The following is a 12,792-nucleotide window of genomic DNA, read 5'->3' on the forward strand; positions in this document are numbered from 1 at the left end:
CCCTCCCATCACTTCGGTAACAAGCCCTTCAAAATCCTCGTAATCACCCACCATAAACCGATGATTCAGCTTGTTGTTATAAATGTATAAAAACAACAAGGTGTCTAGATTATCACCTTTAGGAAAATGAGCATCGTCTTTCAGCCCTTCCAGACGTTGTAATGCTTTATCAAACTTAGTACTGAGTTTCAGATAAAAAAGAGACTCCAATAAGTAATGTTGCCCTTTTAAAAAGAAGACAGGATTACGTTCGATCATAATGGGATGGTCCTCAAAAAGTTGCACCCAGCGTTTTGCATACTTATAACAGGAAACAAAATCTTGGATCAAAAAACTATACCACAAATACGCTTTATACAACCAGAGTTTTTCTCTAAAACCAAGCGTATCATAGTCATATTTTGGTATCTTTTTATCGAAATAAGTTTTGATTTTTTGGCGTTCTTTATCACTTCGCACATAGCCCGTACGCAGCATCATGCCGTACAACTCTAGAGATAGGTTAGACAATTTGCTTGTCATCACATTGGCTTTACTCAGTGCCTCAGACTGTGCCGAAAGCTCATCAGCGCGAGATATCATACTCCGCGTGATGTATTGCGTTTCTATTACTTTCTCTAACTCTACGATTTCATACGCAATGTTTTTCTCTTCATTCTCCATCGCCATCAACTTCGCCTTATCCAACACTTTAAGACTTTGCTTATACAATCCTTTTTGATAAAGTATCGTGGCAAAATCCAATTGCTCCCGTATTTGAACTCTAATGTTTCTATGCAAAGGTGTTAACCGAAGGCTAACGAGAATCTGTCTGTATAAATGTGCTTTAAGATTGGAGATTTGCAGTTTAGTAACAACCCCTTTTTTAATAATTATTTGTTCGTCATATTCCTTCATTTTATCCAGTACATCAAAAAGCGCCATAAATTTTGCATCCGTATTACGCTCTAGACGTCCTACGTACAACTTGAATTGTCGCTTCTCACTTTTAGACAACGACTTTACTAACACAAAAAGAGCATCACTTTCTTCAATTGGCGTTGTAATGATTTTTCTCATAAAAAACTATAAAACAAATACTTATAAATTTTAAACAGCCATTTAACATCGTAAAGAACTGTATTTTGGATATCGCTTAGCTGTCTCCAATATATATATTCGTAATTAAAAAGGAATCATGTCAAGAGAGAAAATTCAAATATTTGATACAACGCTTCGAGACGGAGAACAAGTACCCGGATGTAAACTAGCGACCAAAGAAAAATTAATCATCGCAGAACGTCTGGATCTTCTAGGCGTAAATGTCATTGAAGCAGGATTTCCTATTTCTAGTCCTGGTGATTTTACGTCTGTCGAAGAAATTTCAAAACTCGTCAAAAATGCCACTGTTTGCGGTCTCACAAGAGCTGTCGAAAAAGACATCGAAGTCGCTGCCCAAGCCTTAAAATTTGCAAAATATCCACGAATCCATACGGGAATTGGCACCAGCGAATCACATATAAAATATAAGTTTAACAGTACGCCAGAAAAAATTATTGAACGCGCTATAAAGGCGACCGCTTACGCGAAAAAGTTCGTAGAAGATGTCGAATTTTATGCAGAAGATGCGGGACGTACCGATAATGAATACCTCGCCAGAGTACTAGAAGCAGTCATCAAAGCAGGTGCTACCGTGTTAAATATTCCTGATACCACTGGATACTGTTTACCCGATGAGTATGGTGCAAAAATGAAATACTTACGAGAAAACGTAAGAGGCATCGAAAACGTGATCCTTTCCTGTCATTGCCATAATGATTTGGGACTAGCGACAGCCAACTCGATTGCAGGCGTACAAAACGGAGCCAGACAAATAGAATGTACTATTAACGGCATTGGTGAACGTGCTGGGAATACCTCTCTGGAAGAAGTGGTCATGGTGTTAAAACAACACCCATACCTCAACCTAGATACGACCATTAATACCCAGTTATTGTTCGATACCAGTCGAATGGTAAGCGAAAAAATGGGAATGCCCGTACAACCGAATAAAGCGATTGTAGGTGCTAATGCCTTTGCGCATAGCTCAGGCATCCACCAAGACGGAATGATCAAAAACCGTGATACCTATGAGATTATGGATCCTGCCGATGTAGGAGTGACCGAAAGTGCTATCATCCTCACCGCCCGAAGCGGCCGTGCAGCCCTCGCCTACCGTTCTAAGAAAATAGGATACGAACTCACCAAAGATCAACTAGATGTTGCGTATGATAACTTCCTATCCGTCGCCGATCGTCAGAAAGAAGTACGTGATGAAGATATTCATCAGATTATGGAAAATGTACATATTCAAGCAGGAGCACTTGTTTAAAAATAGCTGTTGGCTATTTTTTAGTCGTTAGCTGGTAGTCGGTAGTCGTTGGCTGGTAGTCGTTGGTTTAAAATTGAATACATAAAAATAGAGTAGTACTCTAAAATAGAGTAACACTCTATTTTGAGAATAGAACGTCATTTCGACAGAGCGAAGAATGAGCGATGAGAAATCACATAACAGTAAGAATAACGTTGCGTTACCTGTGTGATCTCTCCTCCCGTCGAGATGACTAAAATGATAGGTTATGTAAGTAAGAGTGAGATTCCCGCCTACGCGGGAATAAAAATTCAGTAGTTTCAACACAACAAACTCATAGCCTAGCAAATAGAATTAAAAATCGCTACTTTTATAGTAGGTAACAGCAAAAAAATCCGCTTATGCGGACACCAACATGGGAAAAACCTTATTTGATAAAGTCTGGGATGCACACGTGGTCGATACGATACCTAACGGGCCTCAGATTTTATACATAGACAAACATTTAATTCACGAAGTCACTAGTCCGCAAGCGTTTAATGAGCTGGAAGCAAGAGGCATTCCCATTTTGCGTCCTGATCAGATTGTGGCTACCGCAGATCACAATACGCCGACGATCAATCAGCATTTACCTGTGGAGGATCCGCTTTCGCGAAACCAACTAGAGCAACTCTCTAAAAACTGCAAGAAACACGGAATTACCTTATATGATTTAGGGCATAAATACAATGGCATCGTCCACGTAATCGCGCCCGAATTAGGCATCACACAACCCGGTATGACAATGGTTTGTGGAGATAGCCATACCAGTACACACGGTGCTTTTGGGAGTATTGCTTTTGGAATCGGAACTAGCCAAGTAGCTCAGGTATTTGCTAGTCAAAGCCTGTTGCTCAAAAAACCTAAAAGCCTCCGTGTTAGTGTCAACGGAATATTACCCCCAGGGGTTTTGCCTAAAGATGTGATCTTGTATATTATTTCACAAATTGGCACCAATGCTGGTACTGGCTATTTCTGCGAATATGCAGGAAATGTATTTGAAGAAATGTCGATGGAAGGTCGGATGACGGTCTGCAATATGAGTATTGAAATGGGCGCACGAGGCGGAATGATTGCGCCAGACCAAACCACGTTTGACTACATAAAGGGAAAGAAATTTGCGCCGCAAGGGGACGCTTTCGCGAAAGCGGTATCCTACTGGAAAACACTTCCTACCGATGCCGATGCTACTTTTGACAAAGAATATCACTTTGACGCGGCAGATATCGCACCGATGCTCACCTACGGAACCAATCCTGGAATGGGTATCAAAATCAACGAACATATTCCAGAAACAGGCGATATGACGTTTGAAAAAGCATTGGAATATATGAACTTTAAAGGCGGATCGCAATTGCTCGACACGCCCATCAACTATGTGTTTATAGGGAGTTGCACCAACTCACGAATCGAAGATTTTAGGGTGGCTGCCAACTATGTAAAGGGAAAACAAAAAGCACCGAATGTAAATGCATGGCTCGTGCCTGGCTCACAACAAGTTGCCAAACAATTAGAAAAAGAAGGGCTCGTTACCGTGTTTGAAAATGCAGGATTTACGATGAGAGAACCTGGATGCTCTGCCTGTCTGGCAATGAATGACGACAAAATCCCATCAGGCGAATATTGCGTCTCTACCTCCAACCGAAATTTTGAAGGACGCCAAGGACAAGGTTCTAGAACTATACTCGCAAGTCCGCTCGTAGCAGCAGCTACCGCCATCGAAGGAAAAATAGTAGACATCACAAAAACGATACTAGCGTAATGGAAAAGTTTACCAAATTAACCACCACAGCGATTCCGTTACCTATAGAAAATATAGATACCGATCAGATCATTCCTGCTCGTTTTTTAAAAGCAACCGATAAGAAAGGGTTTGGTGATAACGTCTTTAGAGATTGGCGATATGATACAGAAGATGGATCATTGATCAAAGGTTTTCCGTTGAATATGCCACAGTATAAAAACGCACAGATTCTAGTCGCTGGCGATAATTTTGGTTGTGGCTCTAGTCGTGAGCACGCTGCATGGGCGATTGTTGGCTTTGGTATTAAAGTCGTTATTTCCAGCTTTTTTGCAGATATTTTTAAAGGGAATGCGCTTAATAATGGATTATTACCCATTCAAGTCACCCCTGAATTTTTAAAGCAATTACTAGATACTGTACAAGAAAACCCAGATACACAAATCACCATCGATCTAAAAAATCAGGTGGTTGAATTCGCTGGAGTTCATGCTGAGTGTCACACTGATCCTGTCGAAGTGCAAGGTCGAAGTACGAAAGCGGACTTTGACATAGACCCTTACAAGAAAGTGTGTATGATAAATGGCTACGATGATATTGATTTTTTAGTGAGTAAAAAAGAGGCGATTGAAGCGTTTGAGAAGGAGCGAGTGGTTTTTGGTCGTTAGCTATTAGTCGTTGGCTGTTGGTCGCTATTCGTTGGCTTTTTGAAATTGAATACTAAAAATAGAATAATATTCTATTTTTTAAGAGAATAAAAATGCTTTTTTGCTTCCCTCCTAGGAAGGCGGTGTACTGAGCTTGCCGAAGTAAGGGATTGAGGGAGGTGTAAAAAAGCTGTTGGCTATGAGTCGTTGGCTTTTTGAAATTGAGTTATGAGATAAAAACATTTAAACTTTTAAACTAACTAAAGGGATTGAGGGAGGTGTAAAAAAGCTGTTGGCTATGAGTCGTTGGCTGTTGGTCGTTAGTCGTTGGCTTTTTGAAATTGAACTTAAAATAGAGTGAGTAAAAAAATACACACCCCTAACCCCTCTTGATAGAGGGGAATGTTATTAATAAAGAATTGAGTTATGAGATAAAACGTTTAAACTCATAACCTTTTAAACATTTAAACCAAGAGATTCCTGCGTCAGCAGGGCGTGAACCATGAACTACAATATTGCCATCATACCAGGAGACGGGATAGGACCCGAGGTGACAGCTCAAGCCAAAAAAGCGCTTGATGCTATCGCAGATACCTTTGATCATCATTTTACGTACACCTACGCGCAAATGGGTGCGTGCGCGATTGATGCGACAGGAAATCCATTACCAGAAGAAACGATTGACATCTGCGAAGCTGCCGATGCGATTCTTTTTGGAGCGATTGGAGATCCTAAATATGATCATGATCCGAACGCCAAAGTACGTCCAGAACAAGGATTGTTGCGTTTACGGAAGTCGTTAGGTTTGTTCTGTAACATCAGACCCGTAAAGGCGTATGAGCAATTGATAGATCGTTCGCCATTAAAAAGGGAACGGATTGAAGGGACGGATATTTCGATTTATCGCGAACTCACAGGTGGGATTTATTTTGGTGAAAAGCATTTAAGTGAGGACGGACAAGTGGCTTCAGATACTTGTTCGTATTCGGTGGAAGAGATTAGTCGGATTGCGCATTTGGCATTTAAAGAGGCGCTTTCGCGAAATAAAAAACTCACGCTTGTTGATAAGGCAAACGTGTTGGAAACGTCTCGTTTATGGCGTAAAACAGTCACCGAAATTGGTAAAGACTATCCAACCGTGGAACTTGACTTTTTGTTTGTGGATAATGCCGCGATGCAAATGATCCTGAACCCGAAGCAGTTTGATGTGATTTTAACCGAAAATTTATTTGGTGATATTATCTCTGACGAAGCAAGTGTCATCGGCGGATCGATTGGTTTGCTGGCTTCGGCTTCTGTGGGTACAGACAATGCGTTGTTTGAACCGATTCACGGTAGTTTCCCACAAGCTACGGGCAAAGATATTGCCAATCCCCTGGCGAGTATTTTAAGTGCTGCGATGCTCTTGCGTCATTTGAATTTACATAAGGAAGCAAAACTGGTAGAAGACGCAGTTGAAAAGTCGTTAGAACTCAACTTTACCACCGAAGATATTAATCCAGAAAACGCTTTTGGCACCTCCAAAGTTGGTGACTTTATTGCTGACTATATCTTAAACCCAGAAGATCCAAACCGTAATTTTCAGAATATTTTTGTGGGACAGAGTACGATTATCTGATTCCTGTGAAGGCGGAGATCTCATCCTTGAAAACATGAATTTCTCTCTTAAAAACGGGGATCTCATGCTTAGAAACTAGAACCTCAATCGTTCTAGGAGAATCTCTTGAAACGAAAAATGGACATATCTCCCAACTGCTCATAGTCAACCGCTAGGGTATTTAAAAAAAGTCAAACGCCGTAGGTGTTTGGCTTTTTTTGTGGAATGATTAGAAACTTCTCCTCCATTACGGAAACCCGTAAGAAAAATTATATTAGATAAACTAATTTACATTTAATAAATAGGTTAAAACTGGAAATGCGTATTTAATTGTTTTTCAAATATTTATATAATAAAATTCAATAGATTTGTAACTATATACATAGAGGATATAATAGCAATTGTTATTATATTGTTGTTCTACACCATTTGAAAAAACACCGAGATAATTAATGAACATTGAAAAAAACAATCGAAAAAGTAAAACTGACAAAATTGCGAAATCACTAAAAAACGCAAAGTGGTTTATTGGAATTGGAATTTTTCTTTGCATAGTTGCACCATTAATTGCAACTCAAAAAGCATTTTGGGAATCATTTGACTTTACACAAACTGGACAGATTGGAGATACGATAGGCGGAATTACTGCACCAATTGTAAATATTATTGGAGCAATTTTAGTCTTTTATGCGTTAAAAGCTCAAATCGAAGCGAATCGACTAATTCAAGACCAATTTGACGACCAAAAAGAAGAAGAATTGAATAGAAAAAAACTTGTTTACATTACTGAACAGGTTAATATAATTAGAGCGGATTTAAATGATTTCACGTTTTCGTATAGAAAGGACAATTACAAGTATAATTATTCTGGAGCTGACGGAATTTATGAGTTTTTAAAATCAATAAAAGACGGAGGAAATCATCACGAGGATTATAAGGTTTTTCTAAACCGAAATCCTAAAATAAACGAATTAGTCAATTTATTAAAGATTATTAATAAACAGATTGATATAATAGAATTAGAAAATATTTCAGAAACGGACAAAGACTATTTTCTTTCTTTAATTAAATATCAATATGATTCGAAAATTCAACAATCAATTAAAGCTTTTAGAGAACATAAATTGAGTGACCAAAATACTTGTGGAGGATGTAACCAAAAACACGGAATTCCAGACGAGATCTTTAATGAATCTGAAAGAATTGTAACAAAACTGAAAGAATAAAAACGGTGTAGAACAACGTGTCCTATAATCAATGGCTAGTTCTCGCCTACTTACGAAAATCCTCGCGGATTTTCTATTCAGTTTTTATTTGCTAAATTAGGTACTTAAACACGCCACTAATCATACACAAAACCGTCAGACTGTCTAAAAACCTATTTTTATAACTTTAGTATTCGGGTAGGTGTCTTTAAAATTTTACAAATAAGGAATTCTCAGCGATCCAAATAAGGTTTTTAGACAGACTGCCGTTGTGCAACATTTGACCAAATCAACAAAATTCAATGAATACTACTGCGAAAGGAGACATTTTAGAAAATAAAGCGGTTGGAATAATCGAAAAAATTCTGAATGACGGACTTATCGGAGTAATGAAAGAATATGCAAGGGTTTTTACCAAAAAAAAGTACCCTTCGAACATTAGAGGCTCTGGAAATGTCGAGTTCGATTTAACAATAGAAATTTGGCCACCTAATGCTGACCAATACGCAATGATTTATTTCATTGAGTGTAAAAATTATGACTACCGAGTACCAAAAGGCGAAATCAAAAAATTCTACGCTGATATCGAAGAAACGAGTGGAGTTAACGCAAAAGCTATCGTAATAACTAGTTCACCTCTTCAAAAAGGTGCTTATGATTATGCTGCTGCTAAAAAAATGATGGTCATCGAAGGAGAGTCAAAGGACAATTTCAATATCATACTATACAAAAGAAACATAGAAGAAGAAAATATAATTCCAATTCTAGAAAATACACTTAATGAAGATTTAATTGACGAAGGAGTTCAGTCTTTATCAAAAGTAGTCGATAAACAAATATTAAGTTCCTTAATACCAGCCGAATCTACAATTAGTTATGGAATAGATTTATTATCAAAAGATGATATTGATGAAATCTCAAAAAAAGAATTAAATAAATTTGACACTTCATATTTAGTAAATGCTTATGGATTAAGTGTTCAAGATTTGACCGAATACTTAAAGTCCCAATATGATATTGAGATTTTTAACTTCAATCCAAAAGAAAACAAATATTTAGGGACTTGTGACATTGATAAAAAAACAATTGGCATCAGTAAAAAAATTGTAAATACACCAAGAGAACTTTTTACAATTGGACACGAATTTGGACATTTTTTATTGCACCAAAAACTACGAATTAATCAAGAGATTATGAATTCTTTTTCTGACTCAAAATTTGATTTTAAAATCGGAAAAAATCGACTTGAAAATCCAAGGCATTGGGTTGAATGGCAAGCAAATTATTTTTCAGCTTCTCTTTTATTGCCAAAGGCATCAATAATTGCAAAAGCTTGGCAATACCAAAATGCAAAACACAATCTGATTTTCGATGATAATTATGACAATCAAAAGAAATTTCGCAGAATTGTTGGCAAATTAGCAAATCATTTCAGCGTTTCGAAAACAAGTGTAATTTATCGATTAAGGGAACTGAATATGATATCGGACAATACAAGCACAAAAAGTATCGGAGAATTGATAAGTCAATGGAAATCTGATTACTTTGTATAAATAAAAAACAAATGATAACAAATCTACCAACAGCAGATGATTATAAAAATGTAGCGTTTGAATGTCTTATTCAAGCATACAAGAGCATTTGCAAAGTAGATAATGAGGAGTTAGAAGAAGGTGTTGAACGTGCAGATATTTGGGACTATAACGAAATTGTTTTAAAAACATCTGTAATTCTGACTCATCAAGCTCTGGAAGCTTTGTTAAAATCCAAGATTTCAGAAAAAACGCCCTTATTATTAATAGAACAAAAACGAGAAAACTGGAAAACCTTACCTGATAGTGAAGACAGTGATTTTGCTGATTTATATACAATTTCTGGACAGGAACTATTAAGAACATTTTTTGCCACTATTAAAACTACCGATTTTAATCAAGACTTGGTAAATCATTTTGAGGAAGTTAGACTCTTAAGAAATAAGTTAGTACACGGAATTGGAGCTGATAAATTAACACCTGAACCAATTCTGACAATGATACTCAAAACGTTTACATTGATTTGTGGCAAAGGTTCTTTTTGGCTCGCTTTACAGGATAAGTTTTATGACCATCCTGCTCAACTTGAGGGAGAACCTGTCTTCGTGTTTGGAAGAGTGGAACAATATGTTCATTTGGAATATTTAGAAGCTTTATTAGGACGTGGAGAAATGAATAGACACTTCGAACACGATTTCAAAGCAAGAAGGTATATATGTCCAGACTGTACCGGAGAAGAAGGAGTGTTGGTAACAGATGATGGTCAAGTTAGCCAATATCCAAATTTCAGATATACCTTTTTGACTCCTAACGAACCTGACTCATCCAATGTAAATTGTCTGGTATGTCATCAGGATTTTGAAGTAGAGAGAGTTGATTGCAATAAAGAAGGCTGCAAAGGAAATGTAATATTTATAAACAGAGAAGATGAAGATATAGATGAAGAAACTGGAGAAGTTTATGAGGAAGCATCTAAAATCTGTTTGACTTGTGATGAAATACAGTAATTAAGTAAAAAACGCACCACAACAAAGAACTGTGGTAAAAAACAAGTAAAATTCACTTAGTTTATTACAAGTATACTTCTATGTCTATCATCATATATTAATCCTGATTTTGCTATTGCAAATTCCTGTTTTAAAAGGTTATTTACTATAACGATTAACGCTATTTTTTTGCTCTTTCCTTTAGCTACGATTAGATTTATATTTCCTAAATTAGTTGCTTAACCACGCAACTAAATCATACACAAACACGTAATCACACACTGAAAAAAATAAACTTATGGAATGGATTTATGAATTAAAAGACCCTATTTGGGAAACTATTGCTGGTAGTGTATTAATTTTTATTGTAATTATACTTCTAACAAGAATCATTGGATTAAGATCATTTGCAAAATTTACAGCGTATGACTTTGCATTCACAGTCGCGATTGGAAGTATCATTTCATCAACCCTGACCTCTAGCACAACGATCGTACATGGTTCTATTGCCATTGCAAGTCTTCTAGGACTGACTTTTATATTTTCTTATCTACAAAGAAAATTTCCTACCATTAATTCTGCAATATCAAATAAACCATTATTACTAATGGATGGAGATCACATTATGTATGATAATTTAAAATACGCTAGGATTGAGAAAACACAATTAATTGCAAAACTAAGAGAAGCTAATGTGTTGGATTTTAAACAAGTGGAGGCTGTAGTTTTAGAATCTACAGGAGATATTTCAGTCCTGCATAAGACAGACTCAAAAAACAATTTAAATAAAGATTTACTTGAAGGAGTTAGGAATAAACCCTGAGAACATCATATTACTAGTGCTTAGCAATGCATATAAAAAACAGAGGGAATAGATTCAATGCCAAAGTTTTTGACACCCAATTTAAAGTGGTGCTATGAAATATTTAGGACAAGAATTCTTCATTGAAAAAATAAAGGCTAAATTAATTGCAAAAAAATTTGGAACTCCGGCATATTGTTATTCATACTCTAGACTAAAAGAAAACATTGAAAATCTCCAAAAAAATTTCAAGTCCTTTAATCCATTGTTTTGTTTTGCAGTTAAATCCAATACTAATAAATATTTATTAAATGAGATCAGCAAATTTGGTTTTGGAGCTGATGTCGTTTCTATGGGGGAGTTAATAAGAGCAATTTCTGCTGGAATTAGCCCAAACAAAATAGTTTTTTCAGGAGTTGGTAAAACTGCCAGAGAAATAGAATATGCAATAAATAAAAAAATACTTTTAATTAATGCTGAGTCTAAAAGTGAGATTTTACAAATTGAAAAAATAGCAAAACTTAAAAAAAAAACTATTAATATTGGTATAAGACTTAATCCCAATACTGATGCAAAAACTTTGAAGGAAATTTCAACTGGAAAAAAAGAGAATAAATTCGGTGTAAATGAAAAAACATTTTTAGAACTTGTAGATTATATAAAAAATTCCAAAAATCTTAATTTAAAATGTTTAAGTGCTCATATTGGAAGCCAAATTCTAGATCACAAACCCTACTTAAAAATGCTTAATGTTTTAGATAAAGTCATTCGAAAAAGTAATCACAAATTTGAATATGTTGATCTTGGTGGGGGCATGGGTATAGATTATGTTCACAATAATAAAAAACTTAATTTAAAAAAATATAATTCCTATATTCAAAAATTTTTAAAAGTTAATAGTTGTAAAATTATATTTGAACCTGGAAGATCTATTATTGGTGATACGGCAGTTTTAATTACCAATATTACTTATATTAAAGAAAGTGATAAAAAAGATTTTATAATTCTAGACGCTGGAATGAATGATTTAATGAGACCTGCTTTATACAAAGCTGAACATAAAATAATTCCTATAGTTAAAAAAAAGATTAAATCAAAAAAAATTTATGAATTTGTTGGGCCTATATGTGAAACAACAGATAAATTTTTGACAATTAAAAACTACCAAAAACTAAATGAAAATGATTTAATTGTAATATATGATGTTGGTGCTTACGGTATGTCTTTAAGCTCTAATTACAATCTAAGACCTAAACCAATAGAATTACTAATTCATAATTCTAAAATTAAAATAATAAATAAAAGACAAAAACTATCTGAATTAGTCTAGTTTTTAATTAGAATGATAAGAAATATAGTATTTTCAATATTCTTTTTTTTAGGAATAATTTTTATTTCTATAATTTTTTTGCCTAGCTTATTACTGCCAAGAGCAATTGTTTTATTGGGTGGAAAGTTAATGGGTCATTGGACTTCTTTTTGTCTTAAAATATTTTTATCTACTAAAATTTTAGTTAAAGGAAAAGAAAATATAATCACCAATAAAAAATTTTTTATTGCAGCTTCACATCAATCAATGTTTGAAACATTTTTTTTACAAACAATTTTTAATTCCCCAGTTTTTATTTTAAAAAAAGAATTATTGATGATACCTATTTTTGGATGGTATCTAAAAAAAATTGGTTCAATATCAATTAAAAGAAACAAAATATCAAAGGATAATCTTAATGTTTTTGACGATATCTCAAAACAAATTTTTTCTTCAGATAGACCATTAATAATTTTTCCTCAGGGAACAAGGTTGCAACCTAATGACCGAACAAAGTTTAAAAAGGGCTCAAGTAGAATTTATGAAGAATTGAATATATCCTGTTTACCAGTGGCTATTAATTCTGGAAATACTTGGCCCAAATA

At 35.2% G+C, this 12,792-nt stretch carries 11 protein-coding genes and 1 pseudogene; 10 read left to right on the forward strand and 2 right to left on the reverse strand.

Annotated elements, in window-relative coordinates:
* On the reverse strand, nucleotides 1-1,059 hold a 1,059-nt coding region (locus Q0505_RS05500), incomplete at its 3' end, for a hypothetical protein (protein ID WP_299209987.1).
* Nucleotides 1,060-1,177: 118 nt separating this feature from the next.
* Here Q0505_RS05500 and Q0505_RS05505 point away from each other — a divergent pair.
* The 7 genes from Q0505_RS05505 (at nucleotide 1,178) to Q0505_RS05535 (ending at nucleotide 10,097) form a co-directional block, all read left to right on the forward strand.
* Complete coding sequence (locus tag Q0505_RS05505; protein ID WP_299209989.1) at nucleotides 1,178-2,350, forward strand: 2-isopropylmalate synthase; 1,173 nt, start codon at nucleotides 1,178-1,180, stop codon at nucleotides 2,348-2,350.
* Between the two features lie 394 nt (nucleotides 2,351-2,744).
* Nucleotides 2,745-4,130, forward strand: coding sequence for a 3-isopropylmalate dehydratase large subunit (gene leuC / locus Q0505_RS05510; RefSeq protein WP_299209991.1), 1,386 nt, complete (start codon nucleotides 2,745-2,747; stop codon nucleotides 4,128-4,130).
* Complete coding sequence (leuD, locus tag Q0505_RS05515) at nucleotides 4,130-4,777, forward strand: 3-isopropylmalate dehydratase small subunit (RefSeq protein WP_299209993.1); 648 nt, start codon at nucleotides 4,130-4,132, stop codon at nucleotides 4,775-4,777. The genes leuC and leuD overlap by 1 nt, the downstream gene beginning before the upstream one ends.
* Before the next feature lie 481 nt (nucleotides 4,778-5,258).
* Nucleotides 5,259-6,374: a 3-isopropylmalate dehydrogenase gene (gene leuB, locus Q0505_RS05520; protein WP_299209995.1), complete on the forward strand. Its 1,116-nt coding sequence runs from the start codon at nucleotides 5,259-5,261 to the stop codon at nucleotides 6,372-6,374.
* Between the two features lie 431 nt (nucleotides 6,375-6,805).
* Nucleotides 6,806-7,579, forward strand: coding sequence for a hypothetical protein (locus tag Q0505_RS05525; protein ID WP_299209997.1), 774 nt, complete (start codon nucleotides 6,806-6,808; stop codon nucleotides 7,577-7,579).
* A gap of 281 nt (nucleotides 7,580-7,860) precedes the next feature.
* Nucleotides 7,861-9,111 carry an ImmA/IrrE family metallo-endopeptidase gene (locus Q0505_RS05530; RefSeq protein WP_299209999.1) on the forward strand — a complete coding sequence of 417 codons (1,251 nt, stop codon included), beginning with the start codon at nucleotides 7,861-7,863 and terminating at the stop codon, nucleotides 9,109-9,111.
* A gap of 11 nt (nucleotides 9,112-9,122) precedes the next feature.
* On the forward strand, nucleotides 9,123-10,097 hold the full coding sequence (locus tag Q0505_RS05535; protein WP_299210001.1) for a hypothetical protein: 975 nt from the start codon (nucleotides 9,123-9,125) through the stop codon (nucleotides 10,095-10,097).
* A 56-nt stretch (nucleotides 10,098-10,153) separates the two neighbouring features.
* Here Q0505_RS05535 and Q0505_RS05540 read toward each other — a convergent pair.
* Nucleotides 10,154-10,288: pseudogene (locus tag Q0505_RS05540) on the reverse strand (IS110 family transposase); the annotation flags it as partial.
* Nucleotides 10,289-10,374: 86 nt separating this feature from the next.
* Between Q0505_RS05540 and Q0505_RS05545 the strand changes: the two are divergent.
* The 3 genes from Q0505_RS05545 to Q0505_RS05555 form a co-directional block, all read left to right on the forward strand.
* The gene (locus Q0505_RS05545; protein WP_299210003.1) at nucleotides 10,375-10,899 is read left to right on the forward strand and encodes a YetF domain-containing protein; all 525 of its coding nucleotides are present in this window, start codon (nucleotides 10,375-10,377) and stop codon (nucleotides 10,897-10,899) included.
* Between the two features lie 94 nt (nucleotides 10,900-10,993).
* The gene (gene lysA / locus Q0505_RS05550; protein ID WP_299210005.1) at nucleotides 10,994-12,208 is read left to right on the forward strand and encodes a diaminopimelate decarboxylase; all 1,215 of its coding nucleotides are present in this window, start codon (nucleotides 10,994-10,996) and stop codon (nucleotides 12,206-12,208) included.
* Nucleotides 12,209-12,220: 12 nt separating this feature from the next.
* Nucleotides 12,221-12,792: lysophospholipid acyltransferase family protein (locus tag Q0505_RS05555; protein WP_299210008.1), on the forward strand; the 572-nt coding region annotated here is incomplete at its 3' end.

It is taken from the genome of uncultured Dokdonia sp. (genome assembly GCF_937910895.1).
Classification (GTDB): Bacteria; Bacteroidota; Bacteroidia; order Flavobacteriales; family Flavobacteriaceae; genus Dokdonia.

Bases quoted from the DNA above. Each gene is read 5' to 3' on its own strand.
- Q0505_RS05505 (WP_299209989.1), top strand. From the start codon at position 1,178: ATGTCAAGAGAGAAAATTCAAATATTTGATACAACGCTTCGAGACGGA.
- leuC (WP_299209991.1), top strand. From the start codon at position 2,745: ATGGGAAAAACCTTATTTGATAAAGTCTGGGATGCACACGTGGTCGAT.
- leuD (WP_299209993.1), top strand. From the start codon at position 4,130: ATGGAAAAGTTTACCAAATTAACCACCACAGCGATTCCGTTACCTATA.
- leuB (WP_299209995.1), top strand. From the start codon at position 5,259: ATGAACTACAATATTGCCATCATACCAGGAGACGGGATAGGACCCGAG.
- Q0505_RS05525 (WP_299209997.1), top strand. From the start codon at position 6,806: ATGAACATTGAAAAAAACAATCGAAAAAGTAAAACTGACAAAATTGCG.
- Q0505_RS05530 (WP_299209999.1), top strand. From the start codon at position 7,861: ATGAATACTACTGCGAAAGGAGACATTTTAGAAAATAAAGCGGTTGGA.
- Q0505_RS05535 (WP_299210001.1), top strand. From the start codon at position 9,123: ATGATAACAAATCTACCAACAGCAGATGATTATAAAAATGTAGCGTTT.
- Q0505_RS05545 (WP_299210003.1), top strand. From the start codon at position 10,375: ATGGAATGGATTTATGAATTAAAAGACCCTATTTGGGAAACTATTGCT.
- lysA (WP_299210005.1), top strand. From the start codon at position 10,994: ATGAAATATTTAGGACAAGAATTCTTCATTGAAAAAATAAAGGCTAAA.